Consider the following 24854-nt stretch of genomic DNA (forward strand, 5'->3'; position numbering starts at 1 on the left):
TCAGCTCTCCTCGGTGATCGGGTGACGGCGTTCTCCGCGCGCAGCCTCGGGGCCGGCCCAGCGGACCTCGCGGATCCGCAGTTCGCGGCCGGAGACGAGTTCCCCGGCTGCGGCGCCGCAGCCGGGGCAGAGCAGTCGCGGCGGCATGCCGACCGCCCAGACGTCGGCGCAGGGTTCGCAGCGCGCGGTGCCCGGGACGGTACGGGTGATCAGCTCGGCGCCCTCGACGACGGTTCCGGCGCAGGCGAGTTCGAAGCAGAAGGCGAGGGCGTCGGCGACGACGCCGGCCAGCTCGCCCACGTCCAGCTCGATGCTGCTGACGCCGACGGCCCCGCGGGACTTCGCCGCGGCCTCGACCTGGTCGACGACGGCGACCGCGAGGGACATCTCGTGCATCGGTCTCCGTCCTGGGCGCGGGTGGGTCTCGGGCGCCATTAGAGGCCGGGCGGCGGCGGAGTCCCGCCCGGCACGCCGGGACCGCACGGCGGTGTCGTCCGTTCGGTGCAGCCGCCGCCACCGACCCGCGGGGGCGTCACATCCTGCTGATGCGCAGATAGCGCCGGAGGTCGGGGAGGACTCCGACGACGACGGCCGCGACGGCCAGGGCGGCGGTGGCGGCGACTGCGGCGCCGAGGACGTTCTTGCGCATGGTGCTCTCCGTTTCGCTCTTCATACGACGGCTTCCTGGCGGACCAGTTCGGTCACCATGCGCACCGCCTCGGGCACGGCCGCGGCGACCTGCGGGCTGAGCCCGATGCCCTCGTCGAGGCAGGCCGGTTCGCAGCCGACGACGAGGATCCGCCGTGGCGGCGCGGCCCCGGTTCCCGCGCACAGGGTTTCGAGCAGGGCGAGGACGGCGTCGGGCGTCATCCGGTGGCCGTCGAGCGGCGCGGGCTCCGTGCCGCGGCCGCGGTCGTCGGCCGCCGAGGCGTCGATCAGATAGAGCGTCCCCGGTTCACCGCCGCGGGCGGTGACGTCGACGAGGACGAGGGTGTCCCAGCCGTCGAGGAGTTCGTAGGCGAGGTGGACGCCCCGGACCCCGACGTCGGCCAGTTCGACGGAGGCGGGGAGTTCCTCGCGGGTGAGCCGCCGCAGGGTCTCCACGCCGAAGCCGTCGTCGCCGAGGAAGATGTTGCCCACCCCGGCCACGAGGGTGCGGGCCGTGCCGGGCGTCGGGGCCTCGGGCGCGGGGCCGTTCACACGTCCTCCAGGGCTTCGACCTCGTCGGGTTGGAAGTAGAGGAACCGGCCCTGTTCGCGGCGGATGTCGGCGCCCGGGTCGTCCTCCACGGTCACCGCGATGTGGACTCCGCCGTCGACGTCGTGGAGGACGGCCTCGACCAGTGCGCTGCGCCCGTCGAGGAACAGGTCCTGGGCGTCCGTGCGGCGCAGCCGGGGGCGCAGGAGGACCCTGCTGCCCGCGCGGACCGCGCGTCCGTCGACGAGGACGTGGTCGCTGCCCGGATCGACACCGGTGTCGCCGCCCGGGTCCCACCAGGGCGTCTCCGGTTCGAGGATGTTCCCGTCCGGCTTCGGGGGCCCGGTGACGCTCTGCAGGCTCCGTACCGCTCCGTGGAGACGTTCGAGGACCTCGGGCGGCATGGTGTCCGCCAGCTCGATCACCGCCGCCGCGCGGGCGTCGGTCCCCCTGGCCTCGCGCTTCTCCTCGTCGGTGAGGGCCGCCGTGCGCAGGGCGAGGATCTCGTCGATCTCGGTCGCGTCGTAGAGGACACCGGGGCTCTCGGGCGCGATGGCCGGGTGGTCCTCCAGGATGATCGGCGAGGAGAGCACCAGGTCGTCGCGTCCGGGTTCGCCGGCAAGGACGGGCCAGGTGTGCAGGTTGCGGCAGGCGGCGACGGCACCCTTCGCCCACTCCGGCGGGTCGGTCATCGACAGGAACGAGCCGCCGTCGATGTGGAGCAGCGTGTGGGCGGCGACGAGGGAGTACGGCAGTGCCGCGTGGCGGTCGGTGTCCTGTTCGGCGGTCCAGTCGCTGGTGTTCTCCACCGTGACCGAGAGGCGCTCGACGCGGTACGGGCCGTCGAGTTCGGCCGTCGAGATCCGCAGGGTGCCGCTGATCTCCTCGCGGCGGCGTACGAGCCGGCCGAGGACGCGGCCGTCGGCGTCGGTGACCTCCTCCGTCTCCTCGGCGGCGGGGCGGGTGAAGGGCAGGGCGGTGCCGTCGCCCCGCAGTCCGGCGACGGGGACGACGAGGGTGACGCGCTCCTCGACGCCCTCGTCCCAGGCCACCAGGACCCGGTCGGCCAGCCGGAGTTCGCCGGTCGGTGCGAAGGTCCCGTCCTCACGGAGTTCCTCGACGGTACGCCGCTGGGCGCGCAGGAAGCGGACCTCCACCGCGAGTTCGGCGCCGGCCCTGGGCTCCATGAGGCACTCGGTGAGCTGGAAGTCGTGCTCCTCGGCGGCTGCGCTCCAGGACGGCGGCACCAGGACCCCGAACTGCCAGCGGAGCCGGTTCTTCGCGGCGGACGCACGGTACGGGTAGAGGACGTACCCCTCGAAGAGGACGGCGTCGGCGACGTGCCGGGCGACGGCGAACCGCGCCTCGGTGCCGGAGGTGAAGGCGACGGTGGTCATCGTGTCCTCTCCCCCGCCGCTTCGAGCAGGGACTCGACGGTGGCCTCCCACGACGGGAGGGCCCGGCGCGAGCGGTAGGCGAGCAGGGCGTCCATGGCGTCGCCCGGGAGCCTGATCCATCCGCAGCCGGGGAAGTGCTGGTCGATCATCTCGCGCCACACCTTCACGGGCATGCGGTGGGAGACCTCCTTGTCCCAGGGAACGGGCTCGACGTGGAAGCCGCCGGCGCCGGTGAAGGCGGTGCCGGAGAAGAGCAGGAGCAGCGGGACGTCGCCGTCGGAGAGCGCCCGGAAGTAGCGGGACGCGGCGATGTCGGTGTCGTAGGTGCAGGGCACGACGAGGTCGGTCTCGATCTCGCCGGTGAAGCCGGGCACCATGACGGAGGCCTGGGCGAACTGGACCGGGTTGAGGCTGCTGCCCCACCGGGAGCGTTCGCCGAAGAGGTCGGCCAGGGCCGCGGCCTCGTGGTCGTCGTAGCCGCGCCGGGCGGGTTCGACACGGATCTGGCAGCGCAGGGCCATGGCATGGACCCGCGTGCCGCCGGTGGCGGTGATCCGCAGCCGGAACACGAGCGTGGGTCCGGCCGCGTAGGCGTCGGCGCGGACGTCGGTGCAGCTGAAGGAGAACTCGGTCACGGCCTGCTCCCCTGCGGCTCGCGGGCCAGGCCGCGGACGTGGGCGAAGAGGGCGTCGAGGTCGGCCCGCGCCTCCGCGCCTCCGTCGAAGCCCTGCCAGTGCAGTCGCATGCGGCCCACCAGTTCGTAGCAGAGGTCGATCGGCACGAGGAAGCACTCGGTTCGGCCCTCGTGGCGGCGCAGCAGCAGGGCCTCGACGTCGGGTTCGAGGTGGGCGGCGAGCCGGGTGGCGTCGAGGACGGACCGCCAGGCGTCCTCCTCCGGTTCGCTCTCGGTGGCGCCGGCGGGGCTCGGGTAGAGCACCACCGGCCGGTCGAGGGCGGAGTTGCGGAAGAAGAACGCGACCGAGACCGGGATCCGCAGCGACTCCCAGGCCCGGTCGTCGATCCGGTGGCCCGGGTCGCTCAGGAAGCGGCCGGGGACCGCCCGGAACCGCCCGGGAGAGGCGGCGGAGCGGTCCATGAGCTGTGCGCACGGGCCGCAGGCGCAGACCAGGGCCCGCTTGTCCGTGTCGACGAGATGCGGGTGGCGCTCCTCGGCCGCCAGCGGGGCGCCGCACAGTTCGCAGCGCTCCTCGCGGGGCGGGCGGGGGGTGGTGAACCGGCGCAGGCCGGTGGGCGCCGGGGACCGCACGGCGCTGTTCGGCGGCCCGTTCACCGGGCGGCCGATGAGCGGTGGTCCGCGCTCGCGGGCGACGGACGGGTGCCGATCTGGAGCAGCGCCGGTTCGCGCGGGGCGCGGCTCTCCAGCTCCACGCGGGTCACCTCGGGGGCGAAGCAGGCGAGGGCGTCCACGGCCGCCTGCCGGACGGACTCCTGGGTGCCGGAGCAGCCGCAGCCGGTCGAGGCGGTGACCCGCAGCCGCAGCACGCCCGTCGCCGGGTCGAATCCGGCGTTCTCCACGGGCTGCGGCAGGGCGGCCAGGGCGCGGTCGATACGGGTCGGCGCGTCCTCGGGGTGCAGTCCGTGCAGGTTGAGGAGGCTCGCGACGAGTTCGTCCGCGAGCAGCGGGCCCAGCGGGTCGGCGGGTGGACGGGCGGCGGGGCGCCCGAGGAGCTCGACGACGCGGGCGATGCCGCTGCCGTAGAACTCCATGAGGACGCGTACGACTTCCTCCGCGGCCGCGCAGGCCTCGGCGTCGCCGTTCTCGGCCAGCCGGTCCAGGACCTCCTCGACCCGCCGGCCCGCCTGTTCGGCGGTGGTCGCGCTCATCCGGCCAGACCGCTCAGGCCGGTGGGCACGTGCATCTGCTTCACGGTCCTGCCGTCGCCCGTGTACATGTGGACGCCGCACGGCAGGCAGGGGTCGAAGCTGCGCACGGCGCGCATGATGTCGATGCCCTTGAAGTTCTCGGGCGTGTTCTCCTCGAAGATCGGGGTGTTCTGCACCGCGTCCTCGTACGGGCCGGGGGTTCCGAACGTGTCCCGCGTGGAGGCGTTCCACGGCGTCGGCGGATAGGGGTGGTAGTTGGCGATCTTGCCGTCCCTGATGACCATGTGGTGCGAGAGGACACCCCGTACGGCCTCGGTGAAGCCGACGCCGATGGACTCGTCCGGCACGTCGAACTTCTCCCACGTCTGCGTGCGGCCGGCGCGGACCTCCTCCAGGCCCTTCTCGGCGCAGTGCAGGGCGACGGCGGCCGCGTACGCCTGGAAGTAGGTACGGGCGCGGTTGCGCTCCAGGGCGTTGCTCCACTTCGGGATCTTCCACTCGAAGGTGGTCTCCGGCTTGGTCATCGTCCGGGGGAGGTTGATCACGACGCTGTGCCCGGTGGCCTTGACGTAGCCGATGTCGACGAGGCCGGAGAGCGCGGTGGACCACAGGCGCGCGATGGGGCCGCCGCCGGTGTCGAGTGCCAGGTGGTCCTTGCCGTCGAACCAGCGCGGGGACATGACCCAGCTGTACTTGTCGTCGAAGTTCCGCTTCTGCGGGGCAGGGATCGTGTGCTGGTTCCAGGGGTGGCGCGGGTCGACCGGGTTGCCCAGCGGATCGTGGGTGACGAACTGCTCCTGGCCCTGCCAGTCCTCGTAGTACGAGCTGCCGAGCAGGATGCGGATGCCGAGGTTGATCTCGGTGAGGTCGTTGGTCACCAGCTTGCCGTCGACGACGACACCGGGGGTGACGAACATCCGCCGGCCCCAGTCGGTCATGTTGGCGTAGGTGAAGTCGCAGTGCTCGGGGTCGTTGAGCGCGCCCCAGCAGCCGAGGAGCACACGGCGGCGACCGACCTCCTCGTAGCCGGGCAGCGCCTCGTAGAAGAAGTCGAAGAGGTCGTCGTGGAGGGGGACGACCCGCTTCATGAACTCCACGTAGCGCATGAGGCGGCTCATGTAGTCGGTGAACAGCTGCACGGACGCGACCGTGCCGACGCCGCCGGGGTAGAGGGTGGAGGGGTGGACGTGCCGCCCCTCCATGAGACAGAACATCTCCCGGGTGTAGCGGCTGACCTGGAGCGCCTCGCGGTAGAACTCGCCCTCGAGGGGGTTGAGGGAGCGCATGATGTCCGCGATCGTGCGGTAGCCGTGCTCGGCGGCGTGGGGCGCCTCGGTGCGCTCGGCCAGCTCCAGGACGCCGGGGTTGGTCTCGCGGACCATCTTCTCGCAGTAGTCGACCCCGACCAGGTTCTCCTGGAAGATGTTGTGGTCGAACATGTACTCCGCGGACTCGCCGAGGTTGATGATCCACTCACCGAGATGCGGGGGCTTCACGCCGTACGCCATGTTCTGCGCGTACACGGAGCAGGTCGCGTGGTTGTCACCGCAGATGCCGCAGATGCGGCTGGTGATGAAGTGCGCGTCGCGGGGGTCCTTGCCCCGCATGAAGACGCTGTAGCCGCGGAAGACGGAGGACGTGCTGTAGCACTCCGCGACGCGCTTCTGCTTGAAATCGATCTTCGTGTGGATGCCGAGGCTGCCCACGATCCGGGTGATGGGGTCCCAGGCCATCTCCACAAGGCCGGAGCCGTCACCCGTCGTCTTCGCCGGAGATGCCATGGTCGCTGTGATGCCCTTCGTCAACTCTTCGTCTACGCGAACAGTGGGTTGGATGGGGGGTCCTGCGGGGTGGCGCGGTTTGCGGTCACGGTCACCAGGGCGGCCGGTAGCCGGTGGTGATGCGCTCGCCGGTGTGCCGCCACTTCGGCTCCTTGTCCACGGTCTTGGCCGTGATGGTCCGCAGGCGGCGGATGACGGAGCCGTACACGCCGCTGGCGGTGCTGGAGACCTTGCCGCCGGGAGGTTCGTCCATGAACGGCATGAACTTGTCCGGGAATCCGGGCATCGTGCACGCGATGCAGATGCCGCCGACGTTCGGACAGCCGCCGACACCGTTCATCCAGCCGCGCTTGGGGACGTTGCACTTGACGACGGGGCCCCAGCAGCCGAGCTTGACCAGGCACTTGGGCGAGTCGTACGTCGAGGCGAACTGGCCCTGCTCGTAGTAGCCGGCCCGGTCGCAGCCCTCGTGCACGGTCGCCCCGAACAGCCAGTTCGGACGGAGCTTGTCGTCCAGCGGGATCATGGGAGCGGAGCCGACCGCCTGGTAGAGCAGGTAGGTCAGCGTCTCCGCGAAGTTGTCCGGCTGGATGGGGCAGCCGGGCACGCACACGATGGGGATGCCGGCATGCGACTTCCAGTCCCAGCCGAGATAGTCCGGGAGGCCCATGGCGCCGGTCGGGTTCCCCGCCATGGCGTGGATGCCGCCGTACGTGGCACAGGTGCCGATCGCGACCACCGCGAGGGCCTTGGGTGCCAGCCGGTCGATCCACTCGCTGGTGGTGATGGGCTGACCGGTCTCCGGGTCGTCGCCGAAGCCGCTCCAGTAGCCCTCCTGCTTGATGGCCTCGTTCGGGATCGACCCCTCCACGACCAGCACGAACGGGTCGATCTCGCCCCGCTCCCCCTTGAAGAACCACTCGATGAACGTGTCGGCGCCGCCCACCGGACCGCACTCGAAGTCGATCAGTGGCCAGTGGACCGCGATCCTGGGCAGCCCGGGCAGCCCCGCGAGGGCGATCTCCTCGATGCTGGGCTGCATGGCGGCGGTCAGGGCCACCGAGTCTCCGTCACAGCTCAGACCCGCGTTGATCCAGAGGATGTGGATCGGCTTCTCTTCGCTGCCGGGTGCGGCACCCTGGTCCTCGACCGGGGCCGGCTTCACTGCGCTCATGGTTCGCCTCCTGAGGAGGGATGGGGCGAAGGCCTCATGTCGGGCCTGGGTCTTGCTTAACAGTCGGCCGATCCGCCCGCGCCCGCACCTGGGCCGTTCGGGAGCGGCGCTCGGGGGGCCTCCTTCCGGACGAAGGCCCGGCGCCGCGCGTGGTAGCTCGCGGCGGGATCGTCGAAGATCGTCCGCATCCGGGAGAGCTCCCGCTCACGGTGGGCCGCAAGGGGAGCGACGGACTCCCGGCGCTCGTGCTCCGCCTTCTTGGCCGCGATCCGCGGCTGGAGACCGCCGCGGGACGCCAGGCGGAGGGCCAATCGGGTGACCTCGGCGGCGAACTCCCCGGGTCCGCAGTCGACGACCCGGTCGACCAGACCCATGTCGAGCGATGCGGCCGCGGACACCGGCGCGGCCTCTTCGGTGAGGCGCGCGGCCAGGGCCTCGCCCACCTTCCCGGGCAGGGTGCGGGTCCAGTACTCCGATCCGTACAGGCCCATGCGCCGGTAGTGCGGGTTGAGCACCGACCCCGAACGGCACCAGACCTCGTCGGCGGCGAGGGCGAGCATCACCCCGCCGGCGGCGGCGTTGCCGCCGATCGCGCTCACGACGAGCCGGTCGGTCGTGGTGAGAACCGCCTCGACCAGGTCGTTCATGGCGTTGATGTTGGCCCAGGACTCGGCGGCGGGGTCGGCGGCGGCCTCGATGACGTTCAGATGGATGCCGTTGGAGAAGAAGTCGCGCTGCCCGCCGAGCACCAGGACGGAGGTGGGACGCCCACGGGCTGTCTCGTACGCGTCCAGCAGGCGGCGGCACTGGTCGGTGCTCATCGCCCCGCCGGGGAACGCGAAGGAAAGGACGCCGACCGGCCCCTGTTCGCGGTACGAGATGTCGGTCCAGGTCCGTCGGCCCGGCGCCGGACCGACGGGTGCCGGCAGTTCGGGGAGCTCCGGCAGCCGGCCCGCGAGGGCCAGGGTGGCGGGGAGCTTGCAGGCACGCGGCCTGCCGGGGCCGGTGCGGGCACGGAGTTCGGGGATCCACACCGCGCCGTCCACGGTGGCGCGGCAGACCGCGCCCGCCCGGGTGGCCAGCAGAGCGCCGGGCCGCCCGCGCAGACCGTCCTCCGCGTGGCCGCCGTGCAGGAACCACTCGGCGCCGAGCAGCCGGTCCGGGACGCCGGGCTGCGAGTCGGCGGCCCGCAGGGTGCGCAGCACGGTCCCGGTGGTGTCCTCGCCCCAGGAGATCCGGCGCTCCTCCTGGCGGAGAGCGGGACGGGCGCGGACCTCGCCGGTCTGCGGACGCGGTGCCGCCCCGGCGGCGACCCTCTCGACGGCGCGGAGCACGGCGGCCACGGCGGCGTCGGACAGTTCGTTGCGGTACAGGTCGCTCTTGCCGACCTCCGGCACGCGGAAGGCCGCGGATGCCCAGACGTCGCCCGCGTCCATCTCCTCGTCGGCCTGGAGGACGGTGACGCCCCACTCCTCGACCCCGTCGTGGATCGCGTGGTCCAGCGAGGACGGGCCGCGGTCGCCCACGGGTCCGGGGTGCACGATCAGGCAACGGTGCGCCGTCCACACGTCGCGGGGCACGACGGCCTTCAGCATGGGGGCCACGACCAGGTCGGGCGTGTGGCGCGCCACGGCCTCGCGCACGGCGGCACCGTCGGGGGTGACCTCCACGGGAACGACGTGCCCGCGGTCGCGCAGCTCGACCAGGACGCGCTGCGTGAGGCTGTTGAAGCTGCTGGCGACGAGCAGGATGCGCATGGGCGGCCTTTCCGGGGCGCGGAGGGGGTTGCGGCCCTGGGAACCGCGGTCCACCAACCGCCTGCGATCATCGGGCAGCACGAGGGGGGCAGCGGGGTGGCGGAGCCCGCACCTCACCCGTTCGAGGTGTGCGTCCGGCCGATTGGCGGCCTGATCGCCGCAGGGCGCCGTCCAGGAGACGCGCCCTGCGCCTCGTGGGAAGATCAGAGTCCCAGGGGTGTGCGAACGCATGCCCCTCGCACGGACAGGCAGGTCGGCTCATGGCCGAGAAACCGAAGTCCTCCGGGCCCTCGCGCGGCGAGCCGAGCCGCGACGGTATGGCCGGACAGCACGGCTGGTCCCCTGACGTGGACGGAACGCGACAGCAGGAGAATCCGAGCGCTTCGCGTTCCTTCCGCCCCGAGAAGCACGCGCCCCCGCCCGGCAAGGGACGGAAGACCTCCAAGGAGGAAGAAGGGAACGTCCCCGGCGACACCGTTCACGGCGACACGGCCAGGGGCGAGAAGCGAGGCCGCTCGTCGGAGAAGGGCATGCGCGACACCGGCCGAAGGGGTCGGACACAGCGCCCCAGCGGCACGAAGGACGACTCGGCGTTCACCGGCGTGAACCCGGACGACGACTCCTCCGGTCCCCGCCCGGGCTGACGCGGCGCCGAGGACGAGACGAAGGGCCACCACGCCATACGGAGCGTTCCTCACCGCCGCTTCGGCCGTCAGACGGCGGGGACTGCTCCACCGCCGGGTGGAACGAAGTGTGCCCCGTTCCGAGGCGCGGCATGGCAGCAGGGCGCATGCGCTGCCTAAAAATCCGGACCACGTGCGGTCCCACACCCTGCAGTGGACGACACGGGCCGTCGTTCCCGCCGGCCAGAAGGGCGCCTCGTCCGTACCACCAGCAGACCGGGAACATTCTGCGGAGCTGTTCCTCCAAGAAGCCGGGGTCGTCCCGGTGGGGCGCACCCGGGCGCCTGAAGGGGCGGTTGCCGTCCAGGAGCCCCCACCGGTCGGACGCGCCACGGCATGGCGCGGCCACCGCGCCGACCTTCGGACCGCACCCTGCCTCGTCCGGAATCGTTCGTCCGTCGCACGGGGACGACGAGGCCCGTCGAGCAGCGCTGCGGCGGCCCTGCCGGCGCCTCTTTCCACCGCTTTCCTGGCCCGGCCCCGGAGGGCGATCTTGCCCGGGCGAGCAGACAATGAGCGTGGCCGGCCTTCTCGTGGCGATGGCGAGATGTGCGGTTCTGCGGTCAGGAGGTCGTGGGACATGGGATCAGTGCCCCCCGTCACGGTCGACGAACAACCCTCTCAAGCCGACGCGAACCTTCCCGTCGAGGGTTCGACCGGCTACTTCGGTCCGGTCGAGCGCGCCGGCCCGGCAGGTCCATCGGACCTCCTGTCGCGCGGCTCGCAGGACGAACTCGCTTCCCTCCGGGACACGGTGGCCCGATTGGGGGCTGCCTACCCCTGGCTGGACTCGGTCGACGTAGAGGCGACGGTCAGGACAGCGTACGAGTCGTTCCGCGAGGCCAGGGTCAGAGCCTACGTCCCGATCCTGGTGGAGCGCCGGTCCCGGAGGGCGCTCCAAGCCGCCTGTCGCGCGGCTCTCTGTCAGGCCGTCGACGGCCGGGCGAACCCCGGGACGCTCGGTGCTCACCCCGGATCGGAAAGGGACTGAGACCGCGCGGCCTGGCGGAAAGCGCGGACAGGGCCGGCCTGCCGGTGCGGTGGGCGACCTGTCCGCCGCTCCGCGGCCACGGATCGGAGGCGGAGCGATGGCGGTGCGGTCGGGCTCCGCGGGTGAACAGCCTCGGAATTCGGAAGGCCTGGGGTACGCGCGCGCCCCGCCGGTTCCTCGACCAGCCTTGCGTTCGACTGTCGGTGCCGCCGGGTGACAGGTCGTCCGGTGCCTCGCCAACGGCGCGGTCAGGGCGGCCGGCGGCCTTCGTCCCGACAGTCCTCTGGGCCACCGTTCTCAGCTTCACGGCGGGCGAGCCGTTCACCCCGCCGCATGCCGCGCGGGGAGTCGGTGCCCACTCGGCCCGTACCGGCCCGGCAGGAATCCGCGGGCCGACTGCCAAAGCGAGACGGACACGGTGCCGACCATGTCCACCGTCGGCAGCAGGCAGACGAACTGGGGTGGCGCCGGCCCAGCTCGTGCTCGCGGGTGCCGGTGACGATCCAGAAGGACGGCTTCCGCCGCTTCCTCGGGACGACGGATTTCGATGCTCGGAAGGACGGTCTGTGACCACCCAACACAAGCGCCGCGGGCCTCCCCGTCGGTTGCGGGCCGTTCCCGGGGTACGTGCCGTGTCGTCGTACCGACGCGAGTGGCTGGTCAAGGACCTGGTGGCAGGAGTCGTCCTGACCACGCTGCTGGTGCCGCAGGGGATGGCCTACGCCGAGCTGGCGGGACTGCCGCCCATCACCGGCCTGTACACGACGATTCTCTGCCTGCTCGGTTACGCGGTGTGCGGGCCGTCCCGGATCCTGGTGCTGGGCCCCGATTCCTCACTGGGGCCGATGATCGCCGCCACCGTGCTGCCCCTGGTGGCGGCCGACGGGGACTCCGGAAGGGCTGTGGCGCTGGCGTCGGTCCTCGCGCTCATGGTGGCGGCCGTGATGATCCTGGCCTCGGTGGCGAAGCTGGGCTTCATCGCCGATCTGATCTCCAAACCGACGATGATCGGCTACATGAACGGTCTGGCCCTGACCATTCTTGTGGGTCAGCTGCCCAAGCTGCTCGGCTTCAAGGTCGACGCGGACGACCTGATCGGCCGATGCGCCGGCTTCGTGCGGGGCCTCGCCGACGGGGCGGTGGTGCCGGCCGCCGCGGCGGTCGGCATCGGTGGGATCGTCTTGATCCTGGTCCTGCAACGCCTGCTGCCGAAGGTCCCCGCCGTGCTCGTGATGGTGGTCCTGGCGATCGCCGTGGCCACGGTCTTCGGTCTGGGCGCGCACGGCGTCGCCCTGGTCGGAGAACTGCCCGAGGGCTTTCCTCCGTTCACGATCCCCGATGTACGGCTCGCCGACCTGCCGCCGCTGCTCGGCGGTGCGCTGGGCATCGCCCTGGTGTCCCTGGCGGACACGATCTCCAACGCGTCGGCCTTCGCATCCCGCACCGGACAGGAGGTCCGCGGCAACCAGGAGATGGCGGCCATCGGTGCGGCCAACCTGGCGGCCGGTCTCTTCCAGGGCTTCCCGGTCAGCACGAGCGGTTCCCGTACGGCGGTCGCGGAGCGGGCGGGGGCCAAGAGCCAGCTCACCGGGGTCGTCGGAGCGGTACTCATCGTCCTCATGCTCGTGCTGGCTCCGGGCCTGTTCCGCAATCTCCCCCAACCGGCCCTTGCCGCCGTGGTCGTCACCGCGTCGCTGTCCCTGGCCGACATCCCGGGGGCCGTGCGGCTCTGGCGGCAGCGCCGGACGGACTTCCTGCTGTGCTGCGCGGCGTTCCTCGGCGTGGCCCTCCTCGGTGTGCTGCCCGGGATCGGCATCGCCGTCGCCCTGTCCGTGCTGAACGTCTTCCGCCGCGTCTGGTGGCCGTACCACACCGTGCTGGGGCTGGTCGAGGGACTGGAGGGCTACCACGACATCCGCTCGTACCCGCGGGCCCGGCAGCTGCCGGGCCTGGTCATCTACCGGTTCGACGCGCCGCTCCTCTTCGCCAACGCCAAGGCCTTCCGCGACGACATCAGGCGCCTGGCCGAGGCGGACCCGCGGCCGAGCTGGATCGTGATCGCGGCGGAGCCCGTGACCGACGTGGACACCACCGCCGCCGACGTCCTCGAGGAGCTCGACGAGATGCTCAACGCGGACGGCGTGCACCTCGTGTTCGCCGAGCTCAAGGACCCCGTGCGCCACAAGATCGAACGGTACGGGCTCACCCGCACCATCGATCCCCGGCACTTCTTCCCCACCGTGGAGGCCGCGGTCGCCGCGTTCCGCCTGCGCACCGGAGCGCGGTGGGCGCCCCCGGCCGACGCGAGCCCGCCCCCGCCCGACGGGCCCGGCCCCGGTACCGCTGAGCCGCCGCCCACCCACGAGCAGTGACCGCGCCGGTCCCCCGGCGGGGCGCCGTGCGGCTCGGGTCCGGTGGAGGCATCCACGAGGGGAACGGCGGATGAGCCGAGAAGCGGGCCGACGCCGTAGCCGGCGGTGGTCCGCACCGTCTCAGCGATCGGCCTGATCCCGGCCCCGGTCACCTCGACGACATCGGTGTGCTCCTGGTCGCCCTGCGGGCGTTGCACGCGGCGGGCGCCGGAAGCGAGCGGAACTGGTTCCGCCGCGCGTTCGCCGGAGAACGGGCCCCGCCCATCCACGACCCGCACGCTGACCCGTCCGCCCCGACGGCGACTTCTGGCTGGCCGAGCACGCGCCGTGCCGGGCGCCCCGGCACGGTCAGGAATACCAGTCGGCCTCCGACGGCCGCGCCCGTCGGGGCACCTCCCGGGCGGGTATGGGCCTGCGTTCGCCACCCGCGAGCAGGGTGCTTGCCGGATCACCGCCGCGAGTGCCGGGGAGCGTCACCTCGACCTCGATGCCGCGCGGAGGGTCGGTGGGCAGGATGGTGGTCATCACCGTCGTCTGCGCATGGTGGCCATGGGCGCGGGCGGCGGCGACCTGTTTCCCGTCCACGAGGAGCTGCAGCTCCCGCGTCCGCCCCATCCGCAGGTCCACGGTGACCGAGCAGCCGGCGTGCTCGCAATGAAAGTGATACTCCCGGCTCATGATCGCCTCCCTGAAGCACCTGGCAATCCCTCTTCTCCATCGTGGCACCACGGGATGGCTGCGTCAGCGCCGGATCTCGCTCCCGCGGTCGTCACTGTGTCCCTCACCTCCTGCGCCACCGCTCCCGACCGACCGCACCACCGTCGCCGAGCACGGGAGGGCACGGGCGCCGGGCACGGCCGAGGTGTTCGGTCTGCTGGACGACCGACGCGACGGCACCGCAGCACCACGAAGTGAAGTCCACAGAGCGAGCGGGAGGCGCGCCGGTTCTCGCCGTCCGGGCGGCGGGCTCGGAGGCCGGTCACCATGCTCGTGCCGACGAGGTGGCGGTCCGCCGCCTGCGCAGGCTCGACACCGTAGCCGCGACGGCCTTCGTCATCGGCGGGGCCCTCTCTTCGCGGCCGGTGCCGGCGTCGTCCAGTTCGGCTCCGGCGACGCCACCGAGAGCGCCTCGATCAGCCTCGGCCGGTGGATCGTCGCGGTGAACCGGCTCGGGTCCGTCCTGTTCATGGTCTCGGCCCGCGCCGCGTGCACCCGGCCGGTCGCCGGCAGCCCGGTCGACATCGACCTCGCCGACCGGCGCACCCTCAATCGCCTCCGCGCCCCGGTCCCACCAGCCTCCGTGCGCGGCGCCGACCGGCACCTCGGATCGGCGGGCACGCGGACCCCGGGTGCCGGTCGGGTGGGTGTCAGCCCTGGCAGACGCCGCGCGTGTAGTCGTACGTCGCCGTCGCCGTCGCCTGCGAGTACTTCCACTGCGGCGCGAGCAGCCCGTGCGCCAGTTGGCGTGCGGCGGCGGGGCTTTCGATCACGTAGCCGAAGTCCTGGAGCCAGGAGGGGTAGAGGTTCTTCGAGCCGATGGAGAAGGCCGAGTCGTCCACCGAGACCAGCTTGTGGTGCTGGGCGTACGGCTTGCCGTACGCGTTCACCCCAACCCACGCTGCTTTCAGCCACAATCGCGTCCCGCACCCTCGTCGAGGCTTCCCAGCCGCGGCGTGGGACAAGAGGGGGTCCCTCGCCGGGGCGGGAGGTCGCGTCAGGTGGGGTCCGGGCCCTCGGGGTGGGCCAGGAGGAGAGGCGAGCTCAGACGTGCGTCGGGGTGCATCCGGAGCAGGTGGTGCACCACCCCGGACAGACCGGGGAGCAGACCCGGTGCGAACGCCTCCTTGGCGAGGCCACCGACCGGACCGCGCTGCTCGATGCCGGTGATCAGCTCCGCGTCCGCCTGTGCGGCGGACGGTCCCTCGTACCCCTTCAGGCCGCGCAGGTGGTGCAGGAGCTCCCAGAGTCCGAGGTCGCCGTGGCAGAGGGTGTGGCTCCAGCCGAACCCCTCGCGCAGGCCGGCCGGCCCCGAGCGGAGCGCGGTGTCCAGGTGGCGGGGATCGCCCGTGCGCCGGTGGAGGTCGAGGGCGGCCAGGCCGATGCCCGTGCTGCCGTGGCACCACGCGGTGGGGTGGTCGACGTCTCCTCCGATCCGCGCGTCGACCCAGGCGCCTGCCTCCGGCGCGTACAGCGACTCCTCGAAGTCGTTTGCCAGAGTGCCGAGTTCGTACCACCGGCGCCGGTCGGCCGGGCTCCCGGCGGACGAGAGGGCGAGTCTGGTGAGCGCCCACCCGGCGCCGGTGGCGCCATGGGCGAATCCGCCGATGCCCTCGGGGAACATCACCGTGGACCACCGTGCTCCGCGGCCGTCGACGACCGCCGTCCGCTCCAGATGTCGGCCGGCCTCCGCGGCGGTTTCCAACCACCTCTCCTCGCCGGTGAGTTCGGCGAGGTCGAGCAGGGGGACGACCGCGCCGGCCGCGCCGCCGAGCACGTCGAGGGCACGGTCCTCGGCGATGGCCTCCGGGGTCAGCAGCGTGGCCCTGGCGCGGGCGCGGTCGAGCAGCCCGGGCGTACCGAGGAGGCGGTGCAGTGCGGCCCAGGTCCACACCTGCGAGGCGATGCCGGTGAATCCGCCGAGCTGACGGGTCGGCGTGGTGTCCTCGGTGGCGGACAGCACCTCCAGGGTGCCGGCCAGCACGGACTCGACACCGGCCACCGGATCGGCCCGGCCGGCCCGCTGCTCCCGCCGGTACTCCGCGAGGGCGAGGGCGACGCCGCCCTGCCCGGTGTAGAGGTCCGCGCCCAGCGGGCGGACCGCCCAGCCGTAGTCCGTCAGTACGGGACTGATCCAGGTCGCGGTGGCGTCGGCGCCGCGCACGGCCGCCTCGCAGACCGTCCGCACGGCCTCGGCCGCCAGCATGCGGCGCCGCCGGTCCAGGTCCTCGGCGTGCGGCGCGCGGGCGGGCGTCCGCACCCGGTCGGGAAGCCTGCGTTCGTTCAGGTAGGCGCCGACCAGGGCGCTGCGGATGGTGTCGCGCTCGCGGGTGAGGTCCGCCCGCCGCCACCCGGCGAGGAAGGCGTCGAGCCGCTGCCCGTCCACCTGTTCGCCGAACGCGGGGATGTCTCCGACCAGGAGGTCCGCTATCTCCTGGTCGATCACGGCCGGTTCGCGGGGCGCGCCCGGGGCGGCGAGGGCGTTGCGGTGGAGGATGTCCCGGGCCCGGGCCAGGGCGGCGTCGGGGTCGTGCAGCGAAGCCGGGTGCCAGAGCATCCGGCCGATGTCCGTGTACGTCTGCGTGGGCCGCCGGATCCTGCGCACCCGGCAGCCGTCGAACACCCTTAGCAGCGCGGCGAGTCCACCGCCCGCGTCGAGCTCCGCCAGGGCCGCGGTGAGCCCGTCGAAGCCGGTCAGCACCTGGTCCCAGTGGCGGATCAGCACCGGCTCGGGGCTGGGGTGGTTGCGAGCCGGCGGCAGGTCCACCGCGGCGATCTCCATGCGGGCGGTGTCCCGTCCTCCGTCCGTGATGACCGGGACGCGGATCTGCGGCTGCTGACCGGGCAGACCACCGGCGGCCGAGAGGTCCACGCCCGCGAGGGCGTAGCCGTCGGTGCGCAGCGGGAGGATGCCGGTGCGCAGCACGGTGTTGCGGATCGTCCGGGCCGCCCGGTCCACGGCGTCGCCGCGCCCGCTCGGCGACACCTCGACATCGGGGGTGAACAGGGCCTCGGCGTCGACGACGGCGGGCACCGGACCGTGGGCCACCAGGTTCTCGGCGTGCAGGTCGGTCCCGCCGAGGAGCCGCATCACCGCCAGCCAACCGCCCAGGGCGCGGTAGAAGCGGGCGAGTTCCGCCTCGTCCCGGCAGTAGCGGTGACCGAGGTGCTCGGCCCAGCCGTAGCCGTCCCGTACCACCACCCTCGGTACGCCCAGGTCCTCGGCGCCGGGGACGGCGGCGAGGAAGGAGCGCAGCGCGGCGTCCACCTCCACCGGTCGCGGCTTGTACATGACGCAGGCGGTCTCGAAGACCAGCAGCGCCACCGCCCGGCCACCGTGGTGGGTGTCCCCCCGGGCGAGCTCCAGGGCGCGCAGCGGTCCGGGATCGCCCCCGAGCAGGCCGGCGACGGCCCGCCGGTCCGCGGCGAGCCGCGCGCCCAGCTCCAGGGCGCCCTCGGTCAGCAGGCGTCCGGAGGCGAAGGCCCGTCGGCGCAGCGCCGGGTAGCGCCGGTGCAGGGTCTCGGAGAAGCCGGGAGCGGAGGCCTGCCGGAGGAAGGCGTCCCATCGCGCGGACGGATCCGGGCCGGGCAGGTCGCCGGCGAGTGCGGCGGCCCGCAGCTCCAGCAGGAGCACCCGGTTGAGCCGGAGCTGGAGGGTACGGCGGAGGGCCTCGCGCGTCGCCTCGCGCAGGACTTCCCGCTCGTCGGAGGCCAGCCCGGCCGTCCCCGGGATCCGGTCGTCCAGCTCCGCGAACAGCGGGGCCGCGAAGGCGTCCACGGGGCCCGCGAACCATCCCTCGGGCGGCGGTCCGTCGGCCGCGCGGGCCGCTGCCACCGGTTCCACCATGCTGAGTCCTCTCCTGACGTCCGGGCCGGGTTTCCGCACACGGGGGCCGGCCTGCGCGTGGTCGGGGCTGGTCAGGTCTGGTCGGGCCGGGGAGCCCCTGAGGGCTCCCCGGGTGGTGCGTCCGGTGCGTACGGCGGTTCGTCAGCAGCAGTAGCTGTGCAGCGAGCCCGTACAGCTGCTGCACCCGGTGAGCAGCGCCTCGGTGCCGTCGGTCAGCGCGGCCTCTCCCGCCGCACCGCCCACGTAGAGCGGGCCGGCCGGGTTGTCGGCGCCGAAGGCCGTCTCGGCGCCCTGGAGCCAGGCGGTGACGATCTCGTCCGCGCGGGTGGTGGACATGATGGACATGTGGTACCTCCTACGATTCGCCGGAAGTGCACGGGCTACAGAATCCACCGGAGGCGGTCCGTCCGGGATCCGCCAGAACCGGCCAATCGTCGAGCGGGATTCCGGACACGCCCGGGCCTGCCCCCGGCCGGTGTCAGTCCCGGGCGTCCGCGCGGGGGCGTTCCAGGGTGAAGGTGTCGACCGGGGTCAGCTCTCCGTAGGGGCCGTCGAAGGTGTAGTACGTGACGTGCATCCGGGTGCGTCCGCTGCCGCGGGTGCCCGGGTCGACGTCGAAGGCGGCGAAGCCATGGGGGTGGACGCGGTCCTGGACGGCGCGCCAGGGGGCGTCCTCGGTGAGGTAGACCGGCTTGCGGTGGCGGCCCTCGGGCACCTTGCCCACGTCGACGACGACGCGGCCCTTGGGTTCCTCGAACAGGTCGTCCTGGGTGGTGGCGAAGTTGCCGCCGCCACCGATGACCATGTGCACGGTGCCCTTCGCGGTGTCGGCGACATCGGTGTCGGTGGAGACCGGGATCGGGGTGCGGGTCTCGTTCGGCAGGGTGCCGCGGAGCGGCAGCGAGCGCTCGTAGTAGTGCTCGTGGCCGCAGAGCACCAGGTCGACGCCGTACGCGTCGAAGAGCGGCCCCCACTCCTGGCGGACTCCGAGGTCGGCACCGCCGCTGCGGTGACTGGAGATCATCGGATGGTGCATGAAGACGACGATCCAGTCGACGGCGGTGCTTGCTCGTGCCGCCTGCAACTCCCTTTCCAGCCAGCGTCGTTGCGCGCCGCCGGAGTAACCGCGCAGATAGATGTCGCCGCTGTCCACGATCGCCACGTCGTCGTTGGCCAGGCTGATGAAACGGACCGCGCCGACGGTGAAGGCGTACCACAGACCGCGCGTCTCGGCATCGGTGGCCGTCGTCGCGTCCGGCAGCGCGAAGTAGGTCTGGTAACCCGTGACGCCCAGGGGCCCGTTGCCCTTCTCGGTCTCGCCGTTGCCCACACAGGGCATCCAGGGACGCAGCCGCGCCGAGCGGCTGTTGCTGATGAACCAGTCGGCCCAGGTCGCGACACGGTCCTCGCCGATGGCGCCGGCCACGCCCGCGTAGCAGAGGTCGCCGTTGATCAGGTTGAACAGCGGACCGACCCGTTCCACCGCGGCCACGATGTCGGCGGACGCCTCGGTGCCCCCCTGGGTGCTGGTGTAGAGCGGGAAAGGACCGAGGGGCGGCGGCGTGTCCTCCGTGGGCCACTTGAGGGACCGGCGCAGGTTGGGCGTGCCCTGGTCGCCGAAGCTGGTGAAGGTGAAAGCGGCACGACCGCGCGGCGCCGTGGTGAAGGACCCGGTCTCCTGCGCGGCGCCGTCGTGCCCGGCCGAGTACAGGTAGGTGGTGTCCGGCCGCAGCCCGGTGACGCGGGCGTGATGGACGTACACCTCCTGCCGGGAGAGCGCGTCACGGTAGGTACGGGTCTCGGCGTCGACCACCCGCCCGGTGCCGCCGTCCGGTGACCCGAGGCGTATCCGCGGACGCCGGACGGACTGGGGGCTGATCCAGGAGACGGTCATCTCGGTGGCGGGATCGGCGCCGAACTGCAGGTGCAGCCCGGCCACTCCCGGCACCCCGAGCCGACTCGGTGTGCGCTGCAGCAACGGCGACGTCGCGGCCGCCGGCCGGTCGGCGGCTTCGGCGCTTCCCGCACCCGCGACGGTGGCGGCAGCCACGCCCGCCGTCGAGCCGGCGAGTAAGGTCCTGCGTGGGATCGACATGAAATCCCCTTTCCTCGAAGGAAGTTGACCGCGAGAACCCTAGGGTGCGCATCGAGTCGTGATCAATCCACGGGAGGTGCCTTCGGGGCACGGGTCGGTCCGGTACACCGTCTGACGCGCCCGGACTTCGGCGCGCACGACAGGCCCCCACGAACGGTCACCGTGCGTACAGGACCGTGCCGGGCGCGGTGGTGGGGTCGATGCCGAGGATCACCACGGTGGTGGATCCCTGCCTCCCGCTCCCCATGCGGCAGGGGTCGGCCGGGACGCGCGCGCCTCCGTCAGGGACCGACCGCCTCGGGTCCCGCCGTCCGCACGGGTGGTGTGCGGGGCGTCCAGGACCGGTCGGTGAGTGTCAGGGGGATGCCGAGGCCTTCGCACAGCCGGCGCGCCCGCGCGAGCACGCTCAGGGCGGCGCCGCTGGCCGGGCCGGCCGCCATGTGCAGACGCACGCCCCGCGGCCGGTAGGCGAGCAGCAGACGCTGGACGTGCAGCGCCGCGGCGGCACGGGAGGGGACATCGAGATCGGCCGGGACGTTCAAGGCCAGGATCCGGCCCTCGTCGGCGTGCTCCACGAACATGGACGCCGCCTTCCGCCGGTCCGGCACACCGGTGTCCTTGAAGAAGGGAGGCACGGGGACACCGGCTGCGGGAAGATCAGGTCATCGGGTTCACGTCGTGACGGGGGCCGTCACCACAGCGTCAACGACCTGGGCCAGGGAGGGGGTCCCCAGCTGTTCGACCGGCGGAAGAACCAACCCTCCGGGTGGGAAGGAAGCGCGCGGATGCACGTCCACCGGTCTTCTGGCGGTTCCTACGTCACGCCTCTGCCCAGTCCGCGCGCACTCACCCGGTGGCGCCTGACAACCGACGGACGCCCCGGGCTCCCGCGAGTCACCGGGAGACGACGTCGCAGGGGCTGCCCGCCCACCCGGGTCCGTCGCGCGGCATGAAGAGGTGGGATCAGGGGAGCAGCGGAGTATGACTACCAGCAATCCAGACCCCGACCCGCGCCGCACCACCGGGTTGACGAGTGGCGGCGCGGTACCCCCGGGCGAGACGCCGCCCGCGGAATCCGGCACCGGAACAGGCACCGGGCCTCACAGGCCGCCGAAGCGCGGCTGGGCGGGTGTGCCCCTGGCCCTCATCATCGGCTTGGCCGTCCTGGTGGCGCTGTTCTTCCTGGCGTACGGCATCGTCGTAGCGCTGTGACCCCTCTTCCGAGCGCCATACGAAACGGGTGGTGCGGTCGCCGTCCGCACCGCCGAAGGGCTCGACGTCCTCATCCGCTTCGCCAGGGAGCACTTACCGCTCACCGTCCCGGGCCGGACGGCCGCCGCTGATCCCGCCTGCTCCTCCGGCTCCGGGCCGCCCGCGAACGCCCCCTCCGTCCGGGGGACTTCGTCGGCCGGGGTCAGCCTTCGACGCCGGTGGCGGTGTGGGCGGCGCCGACCGGTTTGGATTCGGGGGAGCCGCGTTGGCGGAGGTAGATGGAGAGCACGACCATGGCGGCGACCGCGAGGAGTTCGGACTGCCAGTTCTGCAGGGTCCGGTTCCAGAAGTCGGGTGTGACGACGTAGCCGGCCCAGCTGACGGGGTCCTCGAGCTGGCGGAGCTGCTGGTCGTTGTAGGCGGCGGTGCCGGTGATGGACTGGGCCAGCCAGGACAGGACGAACAGGGTGCCCATCACGATGCCCAGGGAGCGGGCGTAGAGGGACTGGCGCCAGTCCTTGGTCCCTGCCCAGCGTGGCGAATCGGGGCGCGCGTGGTCGCCCATGCGCTGCTCCTGCTCGCTCTCGGGGCCGGCCTCGTGGACCTTCTTGGACTCCGGGGAGCCCCGCTGGACGAGGTAGACCGTGCCGAAGATGTAGAGGAAGAACTGCAGGAACTCCGACTGCCAGTTCTCGGTGACGTCCACGGCGAAGTCCGAGGACGTCAGGTATTCGCCGAAGCCGAGCGGCTGGAGGCCGTCCACCGTCATCTGCTCGTTGAACTCGGCGTTCCCGGAGACCGCCTGGCCCACGAGGACCACCAGGAAAGCGATGCCGAACACGAGGGTCAGGCTGTTGTCCCGCCAGAAGTTTCCGCGCGGTTCGCGACTGCCGGTCATCGCTGCAGCGCTCCGATGGCCATGAAGTAGCCGAGCCCTCCGAGGATGACCGCCAGGCACGCCACGAACAGGATCCGCACGGCTCATGCCCCCTTGAGCAGACAGTCGTACGGCCGGTCGGGCTGCGGGGTGCAGCCGGCGGCCACCACCTTCCAGCCCCCGGTGAACAGCGACAGGAACAGCGTGTCGCCCGCCATCCGTACCATCGCCTGCCGCCCGTACACCTCGACCTCCTGGACACCGCGTGTCTTCGGCAGATCCTGCGCGGCGAACGCCGTCCGGCAGGTCTTCCGCTCGTTCTGCTCCAGTTGCGCACGGGTCTGCGGAGCCAGCAGCTCGCAGGCCCGGACGTCGTCACCGGCCGCGACCGCGGATGCGAAGGCGGCTCCCGCCGTGGCGGCGGCGTCCTGCCGCGCCGCCGGTGCCCCGCACCCGGCCACTCCGAGCACCACCGGAGCCGCGAGGGCCAACCCGCACCAGAGGCGCCCGGCCGGCCGGGACCACGATCCGATCACTTGGAACCGACGCCGGAAACAGCCGGCGGGTGCGCGGCGGGGTTCCGGTGGTGGACGTCGCCCACGACGCCGACCGGGCCGTCGGGACCGTCCACGGGAAGGACGAGGACGGCCTGCGTACGGCCCTTGGGCTGTTCGCGTTCGAGCACCGGCTGGCTCCTGAAAGGCGGGGTGGTAGAGCCCCCGCGCCCTCGCACGGCGCTTCTCGCCTCGGCCGCGCACACGCCGCCGGCGGTGGGACCTTCACCCGTGTGGCGGCCGATCGCGCTCGGAGCGATCGGCCGGGCGCTCCGAAGCCCGGCGGGCTATGCGGGGAGCCGGGTCGGGATCCGCACGACCACTCCGCTGCGGGGCCGGGTCGGGATGCGGCGGACGGGGATGCCGAGGTCCTGCTCGGGCATGTCGAGCTCGAGGTCCGCCAGGACCGCGGCCAGGGTCGCCAGCGTGTGGACGGTGATGTCCTCGCCGGGGCAGCGGTGCCCGGTACGGGCGTCGCCGCCGCCCTGGGGGATGAGCTCGCCGGGGCCGGGCTCCCTGCCGAGGAACCGACGGGGGTCGAAGCGGGCGGGTTCGGGCCAGAGACCGGGGTCGCGGTGGTGGCCGGGGACGTCGAGGAGCACCAGCGTGCCCTCGGGCACGTCTTGTCCGTCGAACCGCAGGTCGCGGGCCGCAAGGCCGCCGACGAACGGCACGAACGGGTAGCAGCGCCGTACTTCGTGGGCGAAGGCCCTGGCGTACGGGCCGTCGTCCGCGCGCAGTTCCTCCCGGACCTCGGGGAAGCGGTGCAGTGCGTGTGCGGCGAAGGCGGTGAACCAGGTGATCGCCACGGTGGGGCGCAGGATGTTCAGCAGTTCGACGGCGGCCGTATGGAGGTCGAGCGGACTGCCGTCCGCGTCCCGGTGCCCGGCGACCGCCTCCAGCACGGTGGGGGCGCCGCTCGGGCGCGAGTCCGCCGTTCCGCGACGTACGTCGCGGATGAGCCGGGTGAAGCCGGCTTCCTGGCGGCTCCGGGCACGGCGGGCTTTCACGTGGCGGGGGCCGGGGGTGGCGAACCCGTCGACCATGGCCACGCAGTCCTCGGCCAGGCGCCTGGTGGTGGGTCCGTCGGCGAAGGGGACCCCGCTCCACTCGCAGACCGCTCCGGCCAGTGCCACGGCCATCTCGTCGAAGAGGACGGCTCGGCGTCCGCGCAGGCCGTCGACCGTGCGCAGCCAGTGCTCCCGGGCCAGGCGGCCGAGGGCGTCGACGCCCTCGGGCGTCATGAGCCGGGTGGTGAAGAGTTCCTTGCGGACCCGGTGCGTCTCGCCGTCCAGCGTGTGGACGGCCCCCCGGCCGAAGAGCGTGTCCAGGACGGGGCCGGGCAGGGCGCCGTGCCGCAGGACGTGACGCTCGTCGTAGAAGAAGTCCACGGCGGCCGGGCCGTGCAGCAGGACGGCGGGCCGGCCCATCAGGAGCGTCGGGACGGCCGGGCTGTCGGCGTGCCGACGGCGCAGTCCGGGTGCCCAGGCGTAGCCGCGGGCGAGGAGGGCGAGCGTGTTGTCGGCGAGCAGGTCCATGCCGATCGCCTACCCCGTCGCCTCCGGCGCACGCGCCGCCGAACGGCTGGCGCCCCGTCCGGGTCGCCGGGGCCTCCCGGTCACCCTTCCGGGCGGCGACCGCCGCCGGCGAGGGCCTGCCCGCCTTCAGCGCCTGCCCCGGGTCGCATGGGTCGCGCGTGGCCCGCGCCGTGTCAGGGGCGGCCTTCCGGGTGGGCGCCCCGGCGAGGGTTCGGCGCCGATGGCGCCGAACGGTGGAGAGGAGCGGGCCGTGAGGCGCAATCCGAGGGGTGCGGTCGATGACCGGATCGCCGACCCGTGGGGGGACCGCACCCCCTGCGGCCGGGGCGGGCGGTGGCCCGTGCGGACGGACTCCTGCCTGGCCGAGGGGGTGGCGGAGGAGGAGGTCGACGCATGGGTGCGGTCGGCCTCGCTGCTGCGTTCCGACGGTGACGCGATGGACATCGCCGTGCGGACGGGCGGATCGTCGGGGTCCGGGGCAGGGCCGGCGACCGCGTCAACCGGGGCCGGCTGGAGCCGAAGGACCTGTACGCGTGGCAGGCCAACGGCTCCGCCGACCGGCTCACCCGGCCGCTGGTCCGCGAGGGCGGGCGTCTGGTCGAGACCGACTGGCCCACGGCGATGGGGCGGATCGCCGCCAGGTCGCGGGAGCTCCTCGCGTCCCCTGGGCCGGAATCGGTCGCGTTCCACACCTCCGGACAGCTCTTCCTGGAGGAGTACTACACGCTGGCCGTCCTGGCCCGTGCCGGGATCGGCACCCCTCATTTCGTTCCCTTCCACTACGGGTACCGGGACACCCCCGCCGGCAACGCGCCGG

The 24854-nt window shown here is 72.8% G+C and carries 25 protein-coding genes and 1 pseudogene; 5 read left to right on the top strand and 21 right to left on the bottom strand.

From position 1 onward, the window contains the following. The 10 genes from ACH4TP_RS07400 to ACH4TP_RS07445 all read right to left on the bottom strand — a co-directional run bounded on the left by ACH4TP_RS07400 (position 1) and on the right by ACH4TP_RS07445 (position 9151). Positions 1–396: a hydrogenase maturation nickel metallochaperone HypA gene (locus ACH4TP_RS07400; RefSeq protein ID WP_398436296.1), complete on the bottom strand. Its 396-nt coding sequence runs from the start codon at positions 394–396 to the stop codon at positions 1–3. A gap of 136 nt (positions 397–532) precedes the next feature. Continuing rightward, positions 533–673 (bottom strand): DUF6893 family small protein, encoded by a 141-nt coding sequence (locus ACH4TP_RS07405; protein ID WP_398179554.1) that lies wholly within the window; start codon positions 671–673, stop codon positions 533–535. Further along, positions 670–1200, bottom strand: a complete 531-nt coding sequence (locus ACH4TP_RS07410) for a hydrogenase maturation protease (RefSeq protein WP_398436298.1) — start codon at positions 1198–1200, stop codon at positions 670–672. The genes ACH4TP_RS07405 and ACH4TP_RS07410 overlap by 4 nt, the downstream gene beginning before the upstream one ends. Continuing rightward, complete coding sequence (locus ACH4TP_RS07415; protein ID WP_398436300.1) at positions 1197–2594, bottom strand: hypothetical protein; 1398 nt, start codon at positions 2592–2594, stop codon at positions 1197–1199. The genes ACH4TP_RS07410 and ACH4TP_RS07415 overlap by 4 nt, the downstream gene beginning before the upstream one ends. Then, positions 2591–3229 (bottom strand): DUF6084 family protein, encoded by a 639-nt coding sequence (locus tag ACH4TP_RS07420; protein ID WP_041127340.1) that lies wholly within the window; start codon positions 3227–3229, stop codon positions 2591–2593. Before ACH4TP_RS07420 ends, ACH4TP_RS07415 begins: the two co-directional genes overlap by 4 nt. Next, positions 3226–3885, bottom strand: a complete 660-nt coding sequence (locus ACH4TP_RS07425) for a DUF5947 family protein (RefSeq protein ID WP_389237103.1) — start codon at positions 3883–3885, stop codon at positions 3226–3228. The genes ACH4TP_RS07420 and ACH4TP_RS07425 overlap by 4 nt, the downstream gene beginning before the upstream one ends. Then, on the bottom strand, positions 3882–4439 hold the full coding sequence (locus tag ACH4TP_RS07430; protein WP_398436302.1) for a hypothetical protein: 558 nt from the start codon (positions 4437–4439) through the stop codon (positions 3882–3884). Before ACH4TP_RS07430 ends, ACH4TP_RS07425 begins: the two co-directional genes overlap by 4 nt. Next, a complete protein-coding gene (locus ACH4TP_RS07435) occupies positions 4436–6220 on the bottom strand; it encodes a nickel-dependent hydrogenase large subunit (protein WP_389237107.1) in 1785 nt (594 codons plus the stop codon). Before ACH4TP_RS07435 ends, ACH4TP_RS07430 begins: the two co-directional genes overlap by 4 nt. Positions 6221–6311: 91 nt before the next feature. Next, entirely contained in the window at positions 6312–7394 is a 1083-nt protein-coding gene (locus tag ACH4TP_RS07440; RefSeq protein ID WP_362564614.1) for a hydrogenase expression protein HypE, read from the bottom strand. A gap of 56 nt (positions 7395–7450) precedes the next feature. Beyond that, the gene (locus tag ACH4TP_RS07445; protein ID WP_398436305.1) at positions 7451–9151 is read right to left on the bottom strand and encodes an enoyl-CoA hydratase-related protein; all 1701 of its coding nucleotides are present in this window, start codon (positions 9149–9151) and stop codon (positions 7451–7453) included. Positions 9152–9411: 260 nt separating this feature from the next. Between ACH4TP_RS07445 and ACH4TP_RS07450 the strand changes: the two genes are divergently transcribed. The 3 genes from ACH4TP_RS07450 (at position 9412) to ACH4TP_RS07460 (ending at position 13197) form a co-directional block, all read left to right on the top strand. Next, complete coding sequence (locus ACH4TP_RS07450) at positions 9412–9795, top strand: hypothetical protein (protein WP_389237112.1); 384 nt, start codon at positions 9412–9414, stop codon at positions 9793–9795. Between the two features lie 619 nt (positions 9796–10414). Continuing rightward, a complete protein-coding gene (locus ACH4TP_RS07455; protein ID WP_389237114.1) occupies positions 10415–10825 on the top strand; it encodes a three-helix bundle dimerization domain-containing protein in 411 nt (136 codons plus the stop codon). 566 nt (positions 10826–11391) lie between these two features. Then, entirely contained in the window at positions 11392–13197 is a 1806-nt protein-coding gene (locus tag ACH4TP_RS07460) for a SulP family inorganic anion transporter (protein WP_398436307.1), read from the top strand. Positions 13198–13545: 348 nt separating this feature from the next. Here ACH4TP_RS07460 and ACH4TP_RS07465 read toward each other — a convergent pair whose 3' ends face one another. The 7 genes from ACH4TP_RS07465 to ACH4TP_RS07495 all read right to left on the bottom strand — a co-directional run bounded on the left by ACH4TP_RS07465 (position 13546) and on the right by ACH4TP_RS07495 (position 20491). Continuing rightward, positions 13546–13875: a hypothetical protein gene (locus tag ACH4TP_RS07465; RefSeq protein ID WP_389237119.1), complete on the bottom strand. Its 330-nt coding sequence runs from the start codon at positions 13873–13875 to the stop codon at positions 13546–13548. 375 nt (positions 13876–14250) lie between these two features. Continuing rightward, positions 14251–14439, bottom strand: coding sequence for a hypothetical protein (locus tag ACH4TP_RS07470; RefSeq protein ID WP_398436309.1), 189 nt, complete (start codon positions 14437–14439; stop codon positions 14251–14253). 125 nt (positions 14440–14564) lie between these two features. Then, positions 14565–14804, bottom strand: a complete 240-nt coding sequence (locus ACH4TP_RS07475) for a hypothetical protein (RefSeq protein WP_398436310.1) — start codon at positions 14802–14804, stop codon at positions 14565–14567. Between the two features lie 107 nt (positions 14805–14911). After that, positions 14912–17761 carry a type 2 lanthipeptide synthetase LanM family protein gene (locus ACH4TP_RS07480; protein ID WP_398436312.1) on the bottom strand — a complete coding sequence of 950 codons (2850 nt, stop codon included), beginning with the start codon at positions 17759–17761 and terminating at the stop codon, positions 14912–14914. Between the two features lie 141 nt (positions 17762–17902). Continuing rightward, on the bottom strand, positions 17903–18106 hold the full coding sequence (locus tag ACH4TP_RS07485) for a DUF6229 family protein (RefSeq protein ID WP_086827200.1): 204 nt from the start codon (positions 18104–18106) through the stop codon (positions 17903–17905). A 133-nt stretch (positions 18107–18239) separates the two neighbouring features. Continuing rightward, entirely contained in the window at positions 18240–19856 is a 1617-nt protein-coding gene (locus ACH4TP_RS07490; RefSeq protein ID WP_398436314.1) for a purple acid phosphatase family protein, read from the bottom strand. Between the two features lie 281 nt (positions 19857–20137). Further along, positions 20138–20491 (bottom strand): hypothetical protein, encoded by a 354-nt coding sequence (locus ACH4TP_RS07495; RefSeq protein WP_398436316.1) that lies wholly within the window; start codon positions 20489–20491, stop codon positions 20138–20140. Between the two features lie 346 nt (positions 20492–20837). Between ACH4TP_RS07495 and ACH4TP_RS07500 the strand changes: the two genes are divergently transcribed. Further along, positions 20838–21068: a DUF6480 family protein gene (locus ACH4TP_RS07500; RefSeq protein ID WP_389237127.1), complete on the top strand. Its 231-nt coding sequence runs from the start codon at positions 20838–20840 to the stop codon at positions 21066–21068. A gap of 202 nt (positions 21069–21270) precedes the next feature. On the opposite strand, the gene ACH4TP_RS07505 is transcribed toward ACH4TP_RS07500, so the two are convergent. The 4 genes from ACH4TP_RS07505 to ACH4TP_RS07520 form a co-directional block, all read right to left on the bottom strand. Next, positions 21271–21966, bottom strand: coding sequence for a DUF6766 family protein (locus ACH4TP_RS07505; protein ID WP_398436318.1), 696 nt, complete (start codon positions 21964–21966; stop codon positions 21271–21273). 83 nt (positions 21967–22049) lie between these two features. After that, the gene (locus ACH4TP_RS07510; protein ID WP_398436320.1) at positions 22050–22436 is read right to left on the bottom strand and encodes a hypothetical protein; all 387 of its coding nucleotides are present in this window, start codon (positions 22434–22436) and stop codon (positions 22050–22052) included. 41 nt (positions 22437–22477) lie between these two features. Further along, positions 22478–22630, bottom strand: coding sequence for a hypothetical protein (locus ACH4TP_RS07515; protein ID WP_398436322.1), 153 nt, complete (start codon positions 22628–22630; stop codon positions 22478–22480). Between the two features lie 156 nt (positions 22631–22786). Then, the gene (locus ACH4TP_RS07520) at positions 22787–24037 is read right to left on the bottom strand and encodes a cytochrome P450 (RefSeq protein WP_398436324.1); all 1251 of its coding nucleotides are present in this window, start codon (positions 24035–24037) and stop codon (positions 22787–22789) included. 220 nt (positions 24038–24257) lie between these two features. On the opposite strand from ACH4TP_RS07520, the pseudogene ACH4TP_RS07525 reads away from it, so the two are divergent. After that, a pseudogene (locus tag ACH4TP_RS07525) lies at positions 24258–24802 on the top strand (molybdopterin-dependent oxidoreductase); the annotation flags it as partial. Positions 24803–24854: the final 52 nt, after the last annotated feature.

It is taken from the genome of Streptomyces sp. NPDC021012 (assembly GCF_044333355.1).
Taxonomy (GTDB): Bacteria; Actinomycetota; Actinomycetes; order Streptomycetales; family Streptomycetaceae; genus Streptomyces.

What these genes read in the sequence shown, in the direction of transcription:
- ACH4TP_RS07480 (WP_398436312.1), bottom strand. Translation starts at nt 17,761, where the DNA reads ATGGTGGAACCGGTGGCAGCGGCCCGCGCGGCCGACGGACCGCCGCCC.
- ACH4TP_RS07470 (WP_398436309.1), bottom strand. Translation starts at nt 14,439, where the DNA reads ATGTCGACCGGGCTGCCGGCGACCGGCCGGGTGCACGCGGCGCGGGCC.
- ACH4TP_RS07485 (WP_086827200.1), bottom strand. Translation starts at nt 18,106, where the DNA reads ATGTCCATCATGTCCACCACCCGCGCGGACGAGATCGTCACCGCCTGG.
- ACH4TP_RS07415 (WP_398436300.1), bottom strand. Translation starts at nt 2,594, where the DNA reads ATGACCACCGTCGCCTTCACCTCCGGCACCGAGGCGCGGTTCGCCGTC.
- ACH4TP_RS07520 (WP_398436324.1), bottom strand. Translation starts at nt 24,037, where the DNA reads ATGGACCTGCTCGCCGACAACACGCTCGCCCTCCTCGCCCGCGGCTAC.
- ACH4TP_RS07435 (WP_389237107.1), bottom strand. Translation starts at nt 6,220, where the DNA reads ATGGCATCTCCGGCGAAGACGACGGGTGACGGCTCCGGCCTTGTGGAG.
- ACH4TP_RS07440 (WP_362564614.1), bottom strand. Translation starts at nt 7,394, where the DNA reads ATGAGCGCAGTGAAGCCGGCCCCGGTCGAGGACCAGGGTGCCGCACCC.
- ACH4TP_RS07465 (WP_389237119.1), bottom strand. Translation starts at nt 13,875, where the DNA reads ATGAGCCGGGAGTATCACTTTCATTGCGAGCACGCCGGCTGCTCGGTC.
- ACH4TP_RS07505 (WP_398436318.1), bottom strand. Translation starts at nt 21,966, where the DNA reads ATGACCGGCAGTCGCGAACCGCGCGGAAACTTCTGGCGGGACAACAGC.
- ACH4TP_RS07500 (WP_389237127.1), top strand. Translation starts at nt 20,838, where the DNA reads ATGACTACCAGCAATCCAGACCCCGACCCGCGCCGCACCACCGGGTTG.
- ACH4TP_RS07490 (WP_398436314.1), bottom strand. Translation starts at nt 19,856, where the DNA reads ATGTCGATCCCACGCAGGACCTTACTCGCCGGCTCGACGGCGGGCGTG.
- ACH4TP_RS07430 (WP_398436302.1), bottom strand. Translation starts at nt 4,439, where the DNA reads ATGAGCGCGACCACCGCCGAACAGGCGGGCCGGCGGGTCGAGGAGGTC.
- ACH4TP_RS07455 (WP_389237114.1), top strand. Translation starts at nt 10,415, where the DNA reads ATGGGATCAGTGCCCCCCGTCACGGTCGACGAACAACCCTCTCAAGCC.
- ACH4TP_RS07450 (WP_389237112.1), top strand. Translation starts at nt 9,412, where the DNA reads ATGGCCGAGAAACCGAAGTCCTCCGGGCCCTCGCGCGGCGAGCCGAGC.
- ACH4TP_RS07445 (WP_398436305.1), bottom strand. Translation starts at nt 9,151, where the DNA reads ATGCGCATCCTGCTCGTCGCCAGCAGCTTCAACAGCCTCACGCAGCGC.
- ACH4TP_RS07400 (WP_398436296.1), bottom strand. Translation starts at nt 396, where the DNA reads ATGCACGAGATGTCCCTCGCGGTCGCCGTCGTCGACCAGGTCGAGGCC.
- ACH4TP_RS07405 (WP_398179554.1), bottom strand. Translation starts at nt 673, where the DNA reads ATGAAGAGCGAAACGGAGAGCACCATGCGCAAGAACGTCCTCGGCGCC.